Genomic DNA, 17,861 nt, shown 5'->3' with positions numbered 1-17,861 from the left:
CTCCCGGAAGCACATGCCCGACAGCCACGCCGCCCGCACCCCCTACGAGGTGCTGGGCGTCGCCGCCACCGCGTCCGACGACGAGCTCCGCCGGGCGTACCGGCTCCGCCTCCGCGAGACCCATCCGGACACGGGAGGCGACGCCGCGTCGTTCCACGCGGTGCAGCTCGCCTGGGAGCGGATCGGCAGCGCCTCCGCCCGCGGCGACTACGACCGAGGCGCTCCCGCCCCCGGGAGGTCCTCCCCGCAGTCGCCGTACACCGGCTCGCCGCGCCCGCAGACCGCCTCGGCCGTGCGCGCCCGCTCCTACGGTCACCCGGGAGGCGCGGCGCGCGAGTACTACCTGCGCCTGGTGCGCGAGTGGCTCGGCCGCGGCGTCGAGACCGAGGACCCCTTCGACCCGGCGATCGTCCGCTCCGCTCCTCGCGAGATCCGCTCCTGGCTCGCGAAGGCTCAGGCCGAGGAGGCGACGGCCGCGCTCGTCGGCGCGCTCGGCATCGCCTACACGATCTGGAACGACGTCGCGGTCGGCGACGGCGGGCTCAAGATCGACCACCTCGTGCTCGGGCCGGCCGGCCTGCTCGCGCTGACCTCCGCCGACTGGGGCGACCCGGTCCGCTTGAAGAAGGGCGAGCTGGAGGGCCCCGGGATCGCCGAGGACGAGAAGCCGATCGCCTCGCTCGCGAAGGCCGCGCGCCGTCTCGGCCGCGAGCTGGGCGTCCGCTTCTCGACGAGCGTCGTGGTCGTGCCGGACGACGCGCTGGAGCAGCCGTTCGAGCAGGTCGAGCGCGGCAGGCACCAGGGCGCCGTCGTCATCCGCCGCTCGCTGCTGCCGCAGCTGCTGCGCTCCGGCACGGACGACCCGCGGCTCGGCGGGTACGGCGAGTCGTTCGAGGTCCGCACCCGCGTGCAGAACCGCATCCGCTTCGTCTGACGCCGCGCTAGCCGCCGCTCGCGACCGCGGCAAGGGGTTAGCGCGCATCCGGCGCCCCGCCCACCATGGGACGTGCCCCCGGGCATCCACGACGAGCGGAACGAGGACGGACGATGGTGCGATTCGGATACACCCTGATGACCGAGCAGAGCGGACCCAAGCAGCTGGTGGGCTACGCGGTCGACGCCGAGAGGCTCGGCTTCGAGTTCGCGGTCTCGAGCGACCACTACTCGCCGTGGCTGACCGAGCAGGGGCACGCCTCCTACGCCTGGACGCTGCTCGGAGCGGTCGCGCAGGCCACGTCGACCATCGACCTCACGACCTACGTCACCGCGCCGACCATCCGCTACCACCCGGCCGTGGTCGCGCAGAAGGCCGCGACGCTCGCGATCCTCTCCGACGACCGCTTCACGCTCGGCCTCGGCTCGGGCGAGAACCTCAACGAGCACGTCGTCGGCGAGGGCTGGCCCTCGGTCGCCGTGCGCCAGGACATGCTCGAGGAGGCCGTCCACCTCATCCGCGAGCTGCACACCGGCGAGCTGGTGACCTGGGAGGGCGAGTACTTCCGCGTCGACTCCGCCCGCATCTGGGACCTGCCGGACACGCCGGTCGAGATCGGCCTGGCGGTCTCGGGGGAGAAGTCGATCGCCCGCTTCGCGCCGATCGGCGACCACCTCATCACGACCGAGCCCGACGCCGAGCTGATCTCGCAGTGGACCGCGGTCCGCGGTGCGGACGCCGCCCCCTCGCGCACGATCGGCCAGATCCCGATCTGCTGGGCGCCGGACAAGGAGCAGGGAGTGGCGCTGGCCCACGAGCAGTTCCGCTGGTTCGCCGGCGGCTGGGCGGTCAACTCCGATCTGCCGACCCCCGCCGGCTTCGCCGGAGCGAGCCAGTTCGTGCGCCCGGAGGACGTCGCCGAGCAGATCGCCTGCGGCCCCGACCTCGACGAGCTCGCCCAGAGCTTCGTGCCCTACATCGAGGCGGGCTTCACCGACATCGCCCTCGTCCAGGTCGGCGACGAGCTGCAGCAGCGGTTCCTCGACGAGGCGGCGGAGGGGCTCCTGGAGCGCCTGCGCGCGCTCGCCCCCTGAGGCCGCTGCCGGGTCGCGCGGTCAGAATCCGCGGAGGCGCTCGATGTCGCGCCGGTCGCGCTTCGTCGGGCGGCCCGCTCCGCGGTCACGGACGATCACGCCCGGCGCGGACTCCCGGGGTGGCGGCGGGGGTGTCCGGTCCTCCATGCACTCGGCGGCCACCGGCGCACCGACCCGCTTGACCACGAGTCCGCGGACGATCAGCTCCCGGTCGAAGCCGCCGATCCGGGCGCGGACCTCATCGCCCACCCGCACGGTCTGCGCCGCCTTGGCCCGCTCGCCGTTGACGCGGATGTGGCCGGCCCGAGCCGCGGTCGTCGCGGCGGAGCGCGTCTTGTAGATGCGCACCGCCCAGAGCCACGCGTCCACCCGCACGGCACCGGTCACCGGGATCTGCATCCCCCCAGTCTACGAACGGCGCCCGCTCGCCACCCACCCCGCGGTCCTACACTGGCCGCCGACAAGGAGGTTCCCATGAACCGAGACGACAGCATCTACACCGGAGCGGACGACGCGCTGCGGAGCGGCGACGACCGCATGGTCGCGGCGAACGACAGCTCCGGAGCCGGCGGAACCCGCGGCGACGTCGGCATGAGCACGACGAGCGGCGAGGGCACCGGGGTCCCCACCCGCGGCGCGCCTCCGCAGAGCGGATCCCCGTCCGAGCTGCGCCCCACCGGCTTCCCGCACGCGGGCCTGAAGTTCTCGCTCGTCCCGTCCGGGCACGAGGAGTGGCGGATCGAGCACCCGGGCGGTCGCACCGTCGGCGTCCTCGCCGTCATCTCGCACGCGGGCGAGGAGTCGGAGGCCGTGTTCGTCACGCGCCGCGTCGGCTCCGAGGACGCCGTGGCCGAGGGCACCGACTGGCGCGGCATCGTCTCGGCCGTGATCAACGACGAGGCGGCGGACGAGCGCGATCCGGTCCAGCTCGACCCCACCGTCGAGCACGTCCGCGGCGGACTGATCAGCCGCGGCCCCGCGGACGTCGACGGCCTCTCCTGAGCCCTCTCTCCTCCGGGACGCCGTCCGCGCTCGGCGCGGGGCGTCCCACGGAGGAGGGTCGGACGCTCAGCGGGCGAGCAGCGCGGCGTTGATCCGGACCGAGAGGTCGGCGTCGACGCGGCGGTCGGTCCCGTCGACGGCACGGACGGGAGCGGCGTTGCGCGCGCTCGAGACCAGCCACGCCGCGTCCGCCGCCTCCAGATCGCCCGAGCGCAGCGGACGCACCGCCGTCCCGAGGCCGAGGCCCGGCGCGAGCGCGAACAGGTCGGCCTGCGTGGTGCCGGGCAGCAGCCCGAGGCTCGGCGGAGGAGTCACGAGCTCCCCGCCCGTCAGCAGCACGAGGTTCGAGGTCGGCCCCTCGAGCAGGTAGCCGTCGCTCGACACGAACAGGGCGTCGTCGGCACCGCGCCGGGCGGCCTCCCGCGCGGCCGCACGGTTCACCGCGTACGAGAGCGTCTTCGCGCCGGCGAGCAGCCAGGGGGACGTCGACTGCACGTCGGAGCGCAGCCCGCGGTCCAGGAGCACCACGCGCACGCCGTCGCGGCGGGCCGGGCCGAAGTCCGGGCTGGTCTGCACGAAGACGACGCCGGTGGGCCGCCCGCCTCCCTCGACGCCGCGGGTCAGGATCGTCTTCACCATCGCCTCGGCGACGGGCGGGTGCGCGGCCACCGCCGCTCCGATCGCCTCGAGCCAGGCGGGCCGGTCCGGCCGGGGCAGGTCGAGCATCCGGGCCGAGCGCTCGAAGCGGTCCAGGTGCGCGTCGAGCGCCTGCAGCCGTCCGTCGACCAGGTTGATCGTCTCGAACACGCCGTCGCCGCGGGTGAAGCCGAGGTCGGTGACGTCCAGATCGCCGCGCCCGCTCGGATCGATGCGGTGCGCGGGTCCTCCCGGCGAGTGCGCCTCGGCGTCGAGGGAGGGTCGGTCGAGGACGACGAGGGTCTCAGCGGGCATGGGCGGTGCGGTCCTTCCGGGAGCGGCGGCGGGGGGAGAAGCGGAGCAGCGCGATCGTCAGCAGGGCGCCGATCAGGGAGCCGCTGCCGTTCGAGACGAGGTCCTGCACGTCGGAGACGCGGGTCGGCAGCCACAGCAGCTGCGCTGTCTCGACGGCCGCCGACACGGCGAGCCCGATGACGGCGGCCCACAGGCGGCGACCCGCCGGCAGCTGCGCGGCGATCAGCGCACCGAGCGGCACGAAGAGCAGCACGTTCGCGGTGAACTCCGCCACGTCGAAGTCGAACCAGCCGGTGAGCGGCGTGGAAGCGAGGAAGGCGATGATCCCGCGGATCAGCGCGTTGGGCTCCCCGGCCGGGTAGGGCGCGGGCGTCAGCGTGATCAGGGCGATCAGCGCGAGCCAGGCGAGCGTCGCGAGGCGGAGGGGTCTCGAGCGGCGCATCGTCCGATTCTGCCAGCCCGTCGGGGTCGGGCGCGGCGGGCGCGGTGTGGGAGGCTGGAGGGCATGACCAGCGAGGACCCCGGCGCGGACGCCGTGCTCCCGCGCCACCCCTTCGACGCGTCGCTCGGCGACGGCTGGGTCGAGATCGGCGACGGACGCCGCTTCTGGGGGCGCTTCGGCGCCGCCGGCCTCCTCCTGCGCGATCCGTCGGGACGCGTCCTGCTCCAGCACCGCGTCAGCTGGAGCCACTTCGGCGACACCTGGGGGCTGCCCGGCGGCGCCCGTCACCCCGAGGAGACGGCCTTCGAGGCGGCCCTCCGGGAGTCGGAGGAGGAGGCGGGCGTCCCCGCCGACCTGATCCTGCCCGTGCTCTCCAGCGTCGTCGTGATCGGACCGTGGAGCTACTCCACCGTCCTGGCCGAGTCCCGCGAGCACTTCACTCCCCGCATCAGCGACGCCGAGAGCACCGAGCTGCGCTGGGTCGCCTCCGACGAGGTCGACTCCCTGCCACTGCACCCGGGCTTCGGAGCGGCCTGGCCGGGTCTGCGCGCGCTCGGCTCCTCGATCCCGGTGCTCGTCGTGGACGCCGCCAACGTGGTCGGCTCACGCCCCGACGGCTGGTGGCGCGACCGCGCCGGCGCCGCGGAGCGCCTCCTCGCCTCCCTGGCCCGCCTCGCGGAGGCCGGCGTCCCCGGCCGTCTCCTGGGGGTCGACGCCGACACGGTCTGGCCGCGCATCGCCGTGGTGCTCGAGGGAGTGGCGTGCGCCGCCCGTCCGGAGGCGGGCGCTCTCACGGAGCGGCTGACGGTCCACGCGGCCGACGGCTCGGGCGACGACGCGATCGTCGAGCTGGTCGGCGCGCTCGAGACCGCGGTCGTCGTGACGGCCGACCGTGGACTGGCCGCCCGCGTCGAGGCGCTCGGGGCCGCCGTGGTCGGTCCGAGGTCGCTGCTCGACCTCCTCGATCCCGCCCGGGAATAGGCCGCGGGGGCACCCGGTTGCATCCCCCATGGCTACGACTGCGATGACCCTCGACTCCCACGACCAGACGATCGCCGACGGCATCGTCCTCATCGACTTCTGGGCCGACTGGTGCGGCCCGTGCAAGCAGTTCGCTCCGGTCTTCGAGGCCACGAGCGAGAAGAACGCCGACATCACCTTCGCGAAGGTCGACACGGAGGACCAGCAGCAGCTCGCCGCGAGCTACGGCATCTCCTCCATCCCCACCCTCGTGGTGTACCGCGACGGCATCCCGCTGATGGCTCAGCCCGGCGCCCTGCCCGCCCCCGCGCTCGACAACCTGATCGAGCAGGTCCGCGGCCTCGACATGGTCGAGGTGCGCCGCCAGTACGAGGAGGCGAAGGCCGCTCAGGAGGCCGGCGCCGCCCCGCAGGCCTGATCCGCGCGGCGCTTCGATCCGCTCCGCAGGCGGGAGGCGCCCGCAGACGCACGAGAACCCCCGGCAGCCGTGAGGCTGCCGGGGGTTCCGTCGTTCCGAGCCGGGATCAGCCGGTGTTCTGCAGCCCCGCCGCGACTCCGTTGACCGCGAGCAGGAGCAGCCGCTGGTTCTGCTCCGTCCCGGATCCGCCCGGGTCGGTGCGGAGCGCCTTCAGTGCGCGTAGCTGCAGGAGCGAGAGCGCGTTGACGTACGGGGTGCGCAGGCGCACGGCACGGCCGAGCACGCGGTGGCCCGTGAGCAGGCTCTCCTCGCCGGTGATCGAGAGCACCCACCGGCGGGTGAGCGCCATCTCGTCGAGCACGAGTCCGGCGAGGTCGTCGCGGGAGTCGAGGGCGAGGTACCGGCGGGCGATGCCCTCGTCGGTCTTCGCGAGCGACATCTCGACGTTGTCGACCATCGTCGTGAACAGCGGCCAGGAGGCGTAGGCCTCGCGGAGCAGGTCGAGGTCGCCGACGGCCTCGAGCGCGCTGCCCAGCCCGAACCAGCCGGTCAGGTTGACGCGGGCCTGGGTCCAGGCGAAGACCCACGGGATCGCTCGCAGGTCCTCGAGCGACTCGACGGAGAGGCCGCGGCGGGCCGGACGCGAGCCGAGGGCGAGCAGGCCCACCTCCTCCTGCGGGGTGACCCGGGCGAACCACGGCGCGAAGCCGTCGGCCTTCACGAGCTCGAAGAAGCGGCGGCGCGACTCGCGGTCCATCGTCGCCGCCACCTCGGCGAAGCGCTCCGCGGCGCCCGCGTTGCGCTCGCCGACCGCGGGGGAGGAGGCGAGCAGCGTCGCTCCCGCCACCTGCTCGATGTGCCGGGTGGCGATGTCCGGGTTGCCGTAGCGGGCGAAGATGACCTCGCCCTGCTCCGTCAGCTTGAAGCGGCCGTCCACCGATCCGGGCGGCTGCGCGAGGACGGCCCGGTTGGCCGGCCCGCCGCCGCGGCCGAGCGCTCCGCCGCGCCCGTGGAACAGCGTGAGCACGATGCCCTCGTCGGCCGCCCACTGCGCGATGCGCGCCTGCGCGTCGTAGAGCGCGAGCGTCGCCGAGACCGGTCCGACGTCCTTCGACGAGTCGGAGTAGCCGAGCATCACCTCGAGCCGGTTGCCGGTGGCCGCGAGGCGCGCCTGCACCTGGGGGAGTCGGATCATCTCGGCGAGGATGTCGGTCGAGGCGTCGAGGTCGGCGAAGGTCTCGAAGAGCGGGACCGCGTCGATGATCGGCGGCACGCCGTCGGTCGCCGCCTCGGCCAGTTCGAAGACCGTCCGCAGGTCGTCGGCCGACTGCGTGAAGGAGACGATGTACCGCCTCGCCGCGTCGGTGCCGAAGCGCTCCTGGACCTTCGCGATCGCCCGGAACACCGACAGGACCTCGAGGCCGCGCTCGTCGAGCTCCTCGCCGGCGCGGATCGCGGCGATCGTCTCGCGGTGCACCTTCGAGTGCTGGCGCACCTCGATCTCGGCCAGGTGGAAGCCGAAGGTCTCGAGCTGCCAGACGAAGTCCTGGAGGTCGCCGTAGGCGGCGCGGACGTCCTCGGCCTCGACCAGGGACTCCTGGAGGGTGCGCAGCTCGGCCAGCAGCTCGGCGGCGGCGGAGTAGGCCAGCGGCCCCTCGGAGCGGGTCGCCGCCAGGCGCTCGGCCGCGAAGAGCAGGACGCGGCGGTGCGCCTCGTTGGGCGAGCGCTCGGCGATGTCGGCGGCGAGCTCGGGAGCCCGCTCGACGCAGGAGGCCCAGAGCGCCTCGACGGCGGCCGACGGGGGAGTGGTCGACGCGTCGAGGGTCAGCGCGCGGCCCACGCGGCGGGCGACCCGCTCGAGGCCCATGAGGACGTGCTCGGAGGCGATGTCCACCGCAGCGAGGGTCGTCTCGGCGGTGACGAAGGGATTGCCGTCGCGGTCGCCGCCGATCCAGGTGCCCAGGCGGACGAAGGCCGGTGCGACCGGAGCCCGGGTGCCCGAGCCCTCGCAGAGCAGAGCGTCGTCGAGGCGGCGGTAGACGCGGGGGAGCACCGAGAACAGCGACTCGTCGAAGACGCTCATCGCGGTGCGCACCTCGTCGAGGGGAGTGGGCTTGGACTCGCGCAGCGGAGCGGTGCGCCACAGCGTGTCGACCTCGGCCAGCAGCCTGCGGCGGATCTCCACCAGCACGACGCCGCCCATGCGCGGGTCGTCGCGCTGCTCGAGCAGGTCGCTGATGCGGCGGATGGTCGAGGCCACTGCGCGGCGGCGCGCCTCGGTCGGGTGCGCCGTGAGGACCGGGCGGAACTCCAGTCGGGACAGGCGCGCGAACGCCTCGTCCTCCCCGAGCTCCCCGGTCAGCCGGCGCATCGAGGCGAGGATCGAGTCCTCGGGCGACTGCGCGCCGGCGTCGGCCTCGCGCCGGCGCAGCACGCGGACGCGGTGGAACTCCTCCGCCACGTTGACGAGGTGGAAGTAGCAGGTGAACGCCCGGGCGACCTCCTCGGCGCGCTCGAGCGTGAGCGAGGCGACGAACTCCTCCGCCTCCGCGGTCCCGGCGGCGTCGCCGCTGTCGTAGGCGCTGATCGTGAGCGCGCGCAGGCGCTCCACGTCCTCGTAGAGGGAGGGCTCGCCCGACTCGCGGAGCACCTGGCCGAGCAGCTCGCCCAGCAGGTGGACGTCGGCGCGGATCCTCTCGTCGAGCGGAGGCGCGGTCGTCCCATCGGCGGAGGAGGGGGCGGTGGCGGAGGCGGGTGCTGCGGTCGCGGCGGACGCGTCGGAGAACGGATGCACGGGAGAGACCTTAGCGGCGGTGCGTATCGAGCACATGACGCCTGCGTCACGATCCGAACTGGAATGATCGAGGGGTGACCGTGACAACCGCACCCCCCGCTCCCGCCGTCCAGACCGAGCAGGCGGCACCCCATGTCGTCGTGCTGTTCGGCGCCGTCGGCGACCTGGCCCGGCGCAAGCTCATCCCGGGGATGGCCCACCTCGCGCTCTCCTCCCTCGCACCGGACCTGCAGATCGTCGGCACCTCGCTCGAGGAGCACGACGACGCCTCGTTCCGCGCCTTCGCGAAGCTGGCCTACGACGAGTTCGGGAGCCGCTCCCTGACGCCGGCGCAGTGGGACGAGTTCGCGTCCAAGCTCCGCTACGTCCCACAGTCCGCCGGTCCGGCCGCGCTGGCCGCCGCCGTGACCGACGCCGAGGCGGTCCTCGGCCCGGACGTGAGCCGGCTGCACTACCTCAGCGTCCCGCCCAGGGCAGCTCTCTCCGTCGTGCGGATGCTCGCCGAGGCCGGGCTGGTCGAGCGCTCGCGGATCATCATGGAGAAGCCGTTCGGCGTCGACCTCGAGAGCGCGGTCGTCCTCAACGCGGAGCTCCACGAGACCTTCAGCGAGGAGCAGATCTTCCGGATCGACCACTTCCTCGGCAAGGAGCCGGCGCAGAACATCCTCGCCTTCCGCTTCGCCAACGGCCTCTTCGAGCCCATCTGGAACCGCAACTTCATCGATCACGTCCAGATCGACATCCCCGAGCGCCTCACGCTCGACCGTCGCGCCGAGTTCTACGAGTCCACCGGCGCGTACAAGGACATGGTCGTCACCCACCTCTTCCAGGTGCTGGCGTTCATGGCGATGGAGCCGCCGACCGCGCTGGAGCCCCAGGCCATCAGCGAGGAGAAGAACAAGGTCTTCCGCTCGATGCGTCCGCTGAACCCCGAGAACGTGGTGCGCGGCCAGTACATCGGCTACCGCGACGAGCCGGGCGTCGCCGCCGACTCCGAGACCGACACCTTCGTCGCGCTGAAGTGCGAGATCGACAACTGGCGCTGGGCGGGAGTGCCGTTCTACCTCCGCACCGGCAAGCGGATGGCCGAGGGTCAGCGCATCATCTCGATAGCGTTCCGCGAGCCCCCGAAGAGCATGTTCCCGCAGGGCTCCGGAGTCGGTGCCCACGGCCCGGACCACCTCACCTTCGACCTGGCGGACGCCTCGAAGGTCTCGCTCTCGTTCTACGGGAAGCGCCCCGGTCCCGGCATGCGGCTCGACAAGCTGAGCATGCAGTTCGCGCTCCAGGAGACCGACCGCGCGGGCGACGCGCTCGAGGCCTACGAGCGCCTGATCCTCGACGCGATGCGCGGAGACCACACGCTGTTCACCACCGCGGAGGGCATCGAGCGGCTCTGGGAGGTCTCCGCGCCGCTCCTGCAGGATCCGCCGCCCGTCCGTCTCTACGCGCCCGGCTCCTGGGGGCCGAACGCGATCCACCAGCTGATCGCGCCGCACGCCTGGCGCCTGCCGTTCGAGCGGGTCTGGCGCGACAAGCGCTGACCACGCCGCCGTGCGCCCCGCCTAGGCTGGGCGCATGGCGCGCACCGGTGAGGACCGGATCTGGACGGTCCCGAACGTCCTCAGCATGGTGCGTCTCGCGCTGGTGCCGGTGTTCCTCGTGCTCGTGGTCCTCGGCGAGGACGCGCTCGCGCTCCTGACCCTCGTCGTCTCGAGCCTCACCGACTACCTCGACGGCTGGATCGCGCGCCGCTTCGACCAGATGACGCGCCTCGGCCGCGTCCTCGATCCGGCCGCCGACCGCCTCTACATCTTCGCCACCGTCCTGGGCCTCGCGGCCCGCGGACTGGTGCCCTGGTGGCTGGTCGCCGTGCTGCTCGCCCGCGACCTGATGCTCGTGGTCCTGGCGGTCGTCCTGGCGAACAACGGCTACGGACCGCTTCCCGTGCACCACCTGGGGAAATTCGCGACCTTCTGCCTCTTCTACGCGCTCCCGCTGATCATGCTGGGGCAGGCGTTCCCGGCCCTCGCGCCCGCCTCGCTCCCCATCGCCTGGGCCTTCGCGCTGTGGGGCGCGTTCCTCTACTGGTGGGCCGGGATCGTCTACGCCGTCCAGACACGGGACCTCGTCCTGGGGGTCCGCACAGGTGCTCAGGGGTCCGACGAGGGTCACGATTCGGATACGCTGACCTGATAGGAGGTACGTCTTGGTCGAGCCCGTCGGTGGAGCATCATCCGCCCAGCACAATTCCGTTCCCGGTGAGCCGTCGACGGAGACGACTCTGACGTTCACCGACGACATCGGTGCCCAGCTCGCCGCTCTCGACAACCGCGCGTCCCGCGAGGAGGCCGAGGCCGTCGGGGCTCTGCCCTCGGGATCCGCGCTGCTGGTCGTGCGCCGCGGACCGAACACCGGCGCCCGCTTCCTCCTCGACACCGACTCCACGACGGTCGGCCGTCACCCCGACGCGGGCATCTTCCTCGACGACGTCACGGTCTCGCGCCGGCACGCCGAGTTCGTCCGCCGCGGCACGGCGTTCGAGGTCCACGACCTCGGCTCCCTGAACGGCACCTACTTCGACGGGGTCCGGATCGAGTCCGCGATCCTCACCGACGGCTCCGAGGTGCAGGTCGGCAAGTTCCGACTCACCTTCTACGCGTCCCGCGCCGACCTCGTCGCCGCTCCGGACGCGTGAGCCGTGGGCCGCTCCTCCGCGCGCGCCCTCCCCACCGGCTCCGCCGCTCTGCTGAGCATCGGGCAGGTGCTGGCCAGGCTGACCAGTGAGTTCCCGGACGTCACCCCGTCCAAGCTGCGCTTCCTCGAGGAGCAGGGGCTCGTCTCGCCGGCCCGCACCGACTCCGGCTACCGCAAGTTCTCGGGCTCCGACGTCGAGCGGCTCCGGATGATCCTCGCTCTGCAGCGCGACCACTACCTCCCCCTCAAGGTCATCCGCGGATACCTCGACGACATCGACGCCGGACGCGAGCCCGCCCTGCCGGCCGGTGTCGGGGGTCCGAGCGCCTCGCTCCTCGGCCCCGCCACGCGGTTGACCCGCGAGGGACTCGCGGCCGAGTCCGGTGCCACGCCCGCTCTCGTCCAGGAGGCCATCGCCGCCGGGCTCGTGCGGGGCGGCGACGTGTTCGGGGACGAGGCCGTGACGACGCTCAAGGCGCTCGTCGACCTCGGCCGATCCGGTATCGAGCCCCGCCATCTCCGACCGCTCCGCGTCGCCGTCGAGCGCGAGATGTCGCTCATCGAGAGCGTCGTCGCCTCCAGCGCCCGCCGCGGAGAGGCGTCCGGCTCCGCCGGCGCTGCCGAGAACGCGGTGGGGCTCGCGACCCAGCTGGGCACGATCCGCGGGGCGATGGTGCGCAGCGCCCTCTCGCGGATCGCCCGCTCGTGAGGGCCGCGCCGCCGGCCGTCGGGCGGCCCGTGCGACACGCCGCGGCGCCGAGGCCGATGTCGTTTACTCGGCCTGCGCCGGTCGGTACGGTAGGGAGCGCGTTCGGAGGATCCGGCGTCCGGATCCGAGAGGCACAGGGATGAGAGAAGTCAGCCGCGACGTCAGCGGCCAGCGCGACCTCGTCCTGTTCACCGACGGACTGCCCGAGCTCGACGCCGACGCGGGCTACCGCGGGGCCGTCGCGGCGCGCGCCGCGGGGATCACCTACCGGCAGCTCGACTACTGGGCGCGGACCGAGCTCGTCGAGCCCACCGTGCGCGGCGCGTCCGGCTCCGGAACGCAGCGCCTCTACGGCTTCCGCGACATCCTCGTGCTGAAGCTGGTCAAGCGCCTGCTCGACACCGGGATCTCGCTCCAGCAGATCCGCACGGCGGTCAACCAGCTCCGCGAGTCCGGGGTCGACGACCTCGCGCAGACGACCCTGATGAGCGACGGCGCGAGCGTCTACCTCTGCACCTCGAACGACGAGGTCATCGACCTGCTCAGCCGCGGCCAGGGCGTCTTCGGCATCGCCGTCGGCAAGGTCCTCCGCGAAGTCGAGTCGAGCCTCGTCGAGCTCGACCATCAGTCGGTCGACCCGGGCGACGAGCTCGCCCAGCGCCGCGCCTCCCGCCGCGTCGGCTGACCGCCCACCCCTCGCGGGTCGGCCGCGGCCCCGGGGACTCCGGGGTCTCCTCCGCGCGCTCAGCTGATCAGGAGCGGACCTGCCTGCAGCCGTGCTGAGCGGGCAACGGGCGGCACCCGAGTCTCACCGAGCTGGTCGAATGGCGGGCCCCGCCCGCGTGATCCGTCCGCCCGACGCGAGCTCCCCGCCGATCACGCCCGCTAGCATGCGGGTCCGATGACGGGCTCCGTCCGTGTCCCGCCCTGCGGATCCGACGATGGGCTCCGCCCGCGCATCGAGAGCCCGCGCTGAACTCCGACGCCGAGCGTCCGCCGGCGCCGTCCCTGGCACTCCTCGGGCACCGAGCATCGCCCGCGTCCCGAGACCTCGAGCCGGAGGAGTCCGGCGGACCCGCCGGCCCTAGGTCGCGGCGGGGACCTGCTCGCCGATGCGACCGGTGCGGATCACGCGGTCGAGCAGCAGGTCGAAGTTGTGCGCCATCTCCTGAGCGCTCTCCCCGGGCCAGACGTGCACGGGCTTCGCCGCGCCCTGCGCCTGCTGGAGGGAGGTGCGCTCCGGGAGCTGCGGGCTGAGCACGAGCGGCCCGAACATGTCGCGCAGCTCCTTGATCCGGAACTGGTGCTCCAGCGACTGGACGCGGGCGCGGTTGACGATGATGCCCAGCGGCTGGAGGCGCGGGCTGAGTCCGCGGCGGATCTCCTCGATCGCCCGGAGCGCCCGGTCGGCGGCGGCCACCGAGAACAGGCCCGGCTCCGTGACGACGGCGACGCGGTCGCTCGCGGCCCAGGCCGTGCGGGTCAGGGCGTTGAGCGAGGGGGCGCAGTCGATCAGCACGAGGTCGTAGTCGGCCTCGACGCTCGCGAGGGCCTCCTCGAGCTTCCAGATGTCGCGGATGCTGGGGTGCGGCCCGTCGAAGTTGATCGCGGAGGGGCTGCCGATCAGCACGTCGATCGTGCCGTGGTGCTCCTTGGTCCAGCCGGAGGGGGCGATCGCCGAGCGGACGATCTTCTCCTTCGGCGACGTCAGGACGTCGGCGATGTTGAGGTGGCCGGCGACGTTGATGTCCATTCCGGTCGACACGTCGGACTGGGGATCGAGGTCGACGACCAGCGTTCGCAGGCCCTTCGAGAACGCCGCGGATGCAAGGCCGAGCGTCACCGTGGTCTTGCCGACGCCGCCCTTGAGGGAGCTCACGCTGAGTACATGCATGGCTGACTACTTTACGTTCCTCCGGGCGGCAGAACCTAACCGTTCGCTGCACGCGCCGTCCGCGCCGCCTCCGGAAGCGGGCCGCACTAGCAGTCGGAGCGCGCTCCGACCAAGCCGCCCGGCGCGATCCGGGCCCGCCGGTACACTCGTCCTGAGCGGAAGGAGGCTCGTTCGCATGGATGAGCGCAACGACGAACAGCCCGACACCGGCACCGGTCCCACGCCGCGGACCGCCATGGACGCGGCTCGGGAATCGGGTCAGTACTCCCCGCGAGCCAGCGACACCGCTCCGACCCTCCTGCCCGACGGCGTGCGGATCACCCCGCCCGGCCCGCGGCGCCGCTCCACCGCCCCTGCTCCGGTCGAGGACGAGGACGCGATCGATGTCGGCCGCCTCGGCCTGCCGCCCTCGCGCTCGCACGCTCTCGTGCCCCCGGAGCCGAGTCCTGCTCCGACCCCCTCACCGGCTCCCGCTCACCCGTCCGGCGCGAACGGACCGGTCTCGGCGGGGATCCCCGCCCGAGCGGAGTCCGCCGAGAAGCCCGCGGCGTCCGAGTCCGCGGGGGAGCCCGCCGCCGTCCCCACGCGCCGCGACCGCCTCCGCGCCGAGTCCTCGAGCGCCGCTCCCGCCCCGTCCGCGCCGAGCGCCGCCGTCCCCGAGTCGGCGTCGATGCTCACCCCGGACAGGCTCCTGGAGGTCAACCGCAAGACCCGTCCCGCTCCCACGGGCGGCTGGCACCGCTTCCTCTACGGCCTGACCTTCCACACGGTCAACCTCGGCGACTCCGCGAAGGTGAAGGCGTGGAAGGCGATGGACGAGCGGATCGGCCGGCAGTTCGAGGGCGGCACCCGCTTCGTCCCGGTCATGACCCGCAAGGGCGGCGTCGGCAAGACCACGGTCACGACGCTCCTGGGCATGGCCCTCGCCGACGCGCGCGAGGACCGCATCATCGCGGTCGACGCGAACCCCGACCGCGGCACCCTGGCCGAGCGCGTCCCCAAGCAGACGCGGGCGACCGTCCGCGATGTCGTGAACCGCGCGGCCGGTGTGACCGGATTCACCGAGTTCTCGACGATGGTCTCCCGCGACGAGACCCGCCTCGACGTCCTCGCCTCCGACACCGACCCGCAGCTCTCCGAGGCCTTCGACGAGGACGACTACAACGTGGTCGCCGATCTGGTCGAGCGCTTCTACTCGATCATGCTCACCGACTGCGGCACGGGCATCGTGCACTCGGTGATGCGGCCCACGCTGCAGCGCGCCGACACAGTGGTGATCGTCTCGGGCGGCAGCGTCGACGAGGCCCGCCTGGCCTCCGAGACCCTCACCTGGCTGGACGCGAACGGCTACGGCGCCCTGGTGCGCAACGCGGTCGTCGCGCTCAACACGGCGACGCAGGGCACGAGCCTGGTGAAGCTGGAGGAGATCGAGTCGCACTTCCGCTCCCGCGTCCGCGACATCGTCCGCATCCCCTACGACCCGGTGCTCGCCGCCGGCTCCGTGGTGAAGTGGGAGCAGCTGCGCGAGGGCACGAAGGACGCCGCACGCCTGCTCGCCGCGCTCGTGGTCGAGGGCATGCCGGTCCGACGTGTCTGAGCCCCGGGGCTCCGGGGCGGCGTCCGCCGCGCACCAGGACCGCACCGACGGGCCCGACCCGTCCACCGACGCCTTCGACCTGATCGTCATCGGGGCCGGCTCCGGCAACTCGATCGTCGGTCCGGAGTTCGACGGCCTGCGGGTCGCGATCCTCGACGACGGGGAGTGGTTCGGCGGCACCTGCCTCAACGCCGGCTGCATCCCGACCAAGATGTTCGTCCATGTCGCCGACGTGATCACCGACGTCGACCAGGGCGGCCCGATCGGCGTCCACTCCCGCCTCCGCCGCCCCGAGTGGGCCGAGGTGCGCGACCGGGTGTTCGGCCGGATCGACGCGATCAGCGAGGGCGGTTTCGAGTACCGCGATCAGCGCTCCCCGAACGTGACCGTCCTCCGCGAGAGCTTCGGCTTCGAGTCGCTCGGAGACGGCGACCGCCCGCACATCCTCGTCAGCGCCAGCGGTGCCCGCATCAGTGCGCCGCAGGTGGTCGTGGCCGCCGGCTCGCGGCCCAGGCCGCTCCTCGCCGCGTACGAGCCGGACCCCCGCATCCAGGACTCCTCCTCCGTCATGCGGCTCGACGAGCTCCCCGAGCGGATGCTGATCCTCGGCGGCGGCGCGGTGGCCGTCGAGTTCGCCCACGTCTTCTCCTCCTTCGGCACGGCCGTGACCGTCGCCGTCCGCGGCGACCGCCTCCTCCGCGCCCTCGACGAGGACGTCTCGCGCCGGTTCACCGGGATCGCCGCCGAGCGGTACACGGTGCTCACCGGAGTGAGCGCCGAGAGCGTCGACGCCCGCCCTGACGGGCTCCGCGTCGCCCTCAGCGACGGCACGACGGTCGAGACCGACCTGCTCCTCGTCGCCTTCGGCCGCGACCCCAACAGCGACACGGTCGCCGCCGCCTCCGTCGGGATCGATCTGCACGAGGACGGCCGGATCAGCGTCGACCCCGAGCAGCGCGTCCTCTCCGGCGGACGCCCCGTGCCCGGCCTCTTCGCCCTCGGCGACGTGTCGTCTCGCTGGCAGCTCAAGCACGTCGCCAACCACGAGGCGCGCCTCGTGGCGCACAACCTCCTGCACCCGGGCGAGATGCTCTCCGACACCCTCTCGCCGGTGCCCGGCGCGATCTTCGCCCACCCGCAGATCGCCCACTTCGGGCTCACCGCGGCCGAAGCGCGAGACCACGGCCTGGACGTCGTCACCGTCACCCAGGAGTACGGCTCCACCGCCTTCGGCTGGGCGCTCGAGGACGACTCCAGCGCCTGCCTCCTGGTCGTCGGACTCGACGGCGCCCTCCTCGGCGCGCACATCATCGGGCCGCAGGCCAGTATCCTCATTCAGCCGCTCGTCCAGGCCGCCAGCGCCGGCACCGGCATCCGCGGACTCGCCCGCAGCCAGTACTGGCCGCACCCCGCAGCGAGCGAAGTCGTCGAGAACGCCCTCCTGAGCGCGGAGGAGGCCCTGAGGGAGCGCACCACATGACCGAACGCCAGATCCGCATCTTCGGGGACCCGGTGCTGAAGACCCCGTCCACGACCATCGAGACGGTCGACGCCGGCGTCCGCGGCCTCGTCGAGGACCTCGTCGACAGCGTCCGCCCGCCCGGACGCGCCGGCGTCGCAGCCCCCCAGATCGGCGTCAACCTCCGCGCCTTCAGCTACAACGTCGACGGCGTCATCGGCTACATCCTCAACCCCGAGATCATCGAGCTCAGCGGAGACCCGCAACCGGTCGACGAGGGCTGCCTCTCCGTCCCGAACCTCTGGTACCCCGCGATCCGCTACCCGCACGCGAAGGTCCGCGGCACCGACCTCGACGGCAACGAGATCGTCCTCGAAGGCGACGGCCTCATGGCCCAGGCCCTCCAGCACGAATGCGACCACCTCGACGGACGCCTCTACCTCGACCGCCTCTCCAAGGACGACCGCCGCGCCGCCATGAAGGCCGTCCGGGAATCCGACTGGTTCTGAGTTGGATTCCGAGCCGGTCCTTGCCCGGCTCGGCGCGGTCGGCTTTTCGAGGTGGGCGCGTTCGGTGGAGCGTCGTGCGTTCCGCCGACGGGAAAGCGCTGGGACGCGCTTTCCCGGATACGGCTGTGTCGAGGGGGGGGCGGTCCCTGCCCGGCCCGGCGCGGTCGGCTCAGCGAGGTGGGGGCGTTCCGTGGAGCGTCGTGCGTTCCGCCGACGGTGAAGCGCTGGCACGCGCTTCACCGGATACGGCTGTGTCGAGGGGAGCCGGTCCTTGCCCGGCTCCGCGCGGTCGGCTTTTCGAGGTGGGCGCGTTCCATGGAGCGTCGTGCGTTCCGCCGACGGTGAAGCGCTGGCACGCGCTTCACCGGATACGGCTGTGT

At 72.9% G+C, this 17,861-nt stretch carries 18 protein-coding genes; 13 read left to right on the top strand and 5 right to left on the bottom strand.

The genetic code is table 11. From position 1 onward, the window contains the following. Together C5C30_RS13910 and C5C30_RS13905 are read left to right on the top strand one after the other, a co-directional pair. On the top strand, positions 1 to 934 hold a 934-nt coding region (locus C5C30_RS13910), incomplete at its 5' end, for a DnaJ domain-containing protein (protein WP_258065970.1). Positions 935 to 1,047: 113 nt separating this feature from the next. Beyond that, positions 1,048 to 2,028, top strand: coding sequence for a TIGR03557 family F420-dependent LLM class oxidoreductase (locus C5C30_RS13905; protein ID WP_104222565.1), 981 nt, complete (start codon positions 1,048 to 1,050; stop codon positions 2,026 to 2,028). 21 nt (positions 2,029 to 2,049) lie between these two features. Here the strand turns inward: C5C30_RS13905 and C5C30_RS13900 are convergent, their stop codons facing one another. Next, the gene (locus C5C30_RS13900; RefSeq protein WP_181027140.1) at positions 2,050 to 2,427 is read right to left on the bottom strand and encodes an RNA-binding S4 domain-containing protein; all 378 of its coding nucleotides are present in this window, start codon (positions 2,425 to 2,427) and stop codon (positions 2,050 to 2,052) included. A gap of 75 nt (positions 2,428 to 2,502) precedes the next feature. Here C5C30_RS13900 and C5C30_RS13895 point away from each other — a divergent pair, with 75 nt between their 5' ends. Continuing rightward, positions 2,503 to 3,030, top strand: a complete 528-nt coding sequence (locus C5C30_RS13895) for a hypothetical protein (protein ID WP_104333965.1) — start codon at positions 2,503 to 2,505, stop codon at positions 3,028 to 3,030. 66 nt (positions 3,031 to 3,096) lie between these two features. Here the strand turns inward: C5C30_RS13895 and C5C30_RS13890 are convergent, their stop codons facing one another. Both C5C30_RS13890 and C5C30_RS13885 read right to left on the bottom strand, forming a co-directional pair. Next, positions 3,097 to 3,981 (bottom strand): aminotransferase class IV, encoded by an 885-nt coding sequence (locus C5C30_RS13890; protein WP_104333964.1) that lies wholly within the window; start codon positions 3,979 to 3,981, stop codon positions 3,097 to 3,099. Continuing rightward, entirely contained in the window at positions 3,971 to 4,423 is a 453-nt protein-coding gene (locus C5C30_RS13885; RefSeq protein WP_104222568.1) for a VanZ family protein, read from the bottom strand. The genes C5C30_RS13890 and C5C30_RS13885 overlap by 11 nt, the downstream gene beginning before the upstream one ends. A 63-nt stretch (positions 4,424 to 4,486) precedes the next feature. On the opposite strand from C5C30_RS13885, the gene C5C30_RS13880 reads away from it, so the two are divergent. Further along, positions 4,487 to 5,404, top strand: coding sequence for an NUDIX domain-containing protein (locus C5C30_RS13880; protein ID WP_104333963.1), 918 nt, complete (start codon positions 4,487 to 4,489; stop codon positions 5,402 to 5,404). 28 nt (positions 5,405 to 5,432) lie between these two features. After that, positions 5,433 to 5,822 (top strand): thioredoxin, encoded by a 390-nt coding sequence (trxA, locus tag C5C30_RS13875; RefSeq protein ID WP_104225382.1) that lies wholly within the window; start codon positions 5,433 to 5,435, stop codon positions 5,820 to 5,822. A gap of 106 nt (positions 5,823 to 5,928) precedes the next feature. Here trxA and C5C30_RS13870 read toward each other — a convergent pair whose 3' ends face one another. Beyond that, positions 5,929 to 8,652, bottom strand: coding sequence for a phosphoenolpyruvate carboxylase (locus C5C30_RS13870; RefSeq protein ID WP_104333962.1), 2,724 nt, complete (start codon positions 8,650 to 8,652; stop codon positions 5,929 to 5,931). A gap of 44 nt (positions 8,653 to 8,696) precedes the next feature. On the opposite strand from C5C30_RS13870, the gene zwf reads away from it, so the two are divergent. The 5 genes from zwf to C5C30_RS13845 all read left to right on the top strand — a co-directional run bounded on the left by zwf (position 8,697) and on the right by C5C30_RS13845 (position 12,707). Further along, positions 8,697 to 10,160, top strand: coding sequence for a glucose-6-phosphate dehydrogenase (gene zwf, locus C5C30_RS13865; RefSeq protein WP_104225448.1), 1,464 nt, complete (start codon positions 8,697 to 8,699; stop codon positions 10,158 to 10,160). 34 nt (positions 10,161 to 10,194) lie between these two features. Further along, positions 10,195 to 10,812, top strand: a complete 618-nt coding sequence (locus tag C5C30_RS13860) for a CDP-alcohol phosphatidyltransferase family protein (RefSeq protein WP_104222572.1) — start codon at positions 10,195 to 10,197, stop codon at positions 10,810 to 10,812. Between the two features lie 13 nt (positions 10,813 to 10,825). Beyond that, the gene (locus C5C30_RS13855) at positions 10,826 to 11,314 is read left to right on the top strand and encodes an FHA domain-containing protein (protein WP_104222573.1); all 489 of its coding nucleotides are present in this window, start codon (positions 10,826 to 10,828) and stop codon (positions 11,312 to 11,314) included. 3 nt (positions 11,315 to 11,317) lie between these two features. Next, the gene (locus C5C30_RS13850; RefSeq protein WP_104222574.1) at positions 11,318 to 12,022 is read left to right on the top strand and encodes a MerR family transcriptional regulator; all 705 of its coding nucleotides are present in this window, start codon (positions 11,318 to 11,320) and stop codon (positions 12,020 to 12,022) included. A 139-nt stretch (positions 12,023 to 12,161) separates the two neighbouring features. Next, positions 12,162 to 12,707 (top strand): MerR family transcriptional regulator, encoded by a 546-nt coding sequence (locus C5C30_RS13845; RefSeq protein WP_104222575.1) that lies wholly within the window; start codon positions 12,162 to 12,164, stop codon positions 12,705 to 12,707. Positions 12,708 to 13,106: 399 nt separating this feature from the next. Here the strand turns inward: C5C30_RS13845 and C5C30_RS13840 are convergent, their stop codons facing one another. After that, positions 13,107 to 13,916, bottom strand: a complete 810-nt coding sequence (locus tag C5C30_RS13840) for a ParA family protein (protein ID WP_104222576.1) — start codon at positions 13,914 to 13,916, stop codon at positions 13,107 to 13,109. Between the two features lie 175 nt (positions 13,917 to 14,091). On the opposite strand from C5C30_RS13840, the gene C5C30_RS13835 reads away from it, so the two are divergent. The 3 genes from C5C30_RS13835 to def are packed head-to-tail and all read left to right on the top strand — an operon-like array spanning position 14,092 to position 17,481. Further along, positions 14,092 to 15,513: a MinD/ParA family protein gene (locus C5C30_RS13835; RefSeq protein ID WP_258059940.1), complete on the top strand. Its 1,422-nt coding sequence runs from the start codon at positions 14,092 to 14,094 to the stop codon at positions 15,511 to 15,513. Beyond that, positions 15,506 to 16,993 carry a mycothione reductase gene (locus C5C30_RS13830; protein ID WP_104333961.1) on the top strand — a complete coding sequence of 496 codons (1,488 nt, stop codon included), beginning with the start codon at positions 15,506 to 15,508 and terminating at the stop codon, positions 16,991 to 16,993. The genes C5C30_RS13835 and C5C30_RS13830 overlap by 8 nt, the downstream gene beginning before the upstream one ends. Beyond that, complete coding sequence (gene def / locus C5C30_RS13825; protein WP_104250747.1) at positions 16,990 to 17,481, top strand: peptide deformylase; 492 nt, start codon at positions 16,990 to 16,992, stop codon at positions 17,479 to 17,481. The genes C5C30_RS13830 and def overlap by 4 nt, the downstream gene beginning before the upstream one ends. Positions 17,482 to 17,861: the final 380 nt, after the last annotated feature.

Source organism: Rathayibacter sp. AY2B5 (assembly GCF_002931645.1).
Classification (GTDB): Bacteria; Actinomycetota; Actinomycetes; order Actinomycetales; family Microbacteriaceae; genus Rathayibacter.
The sequence above is the reverse complement of the archived record's forward strand: the minus strand, read 5'-3'. Positions and strand labels throughout refer to the sequence as shown.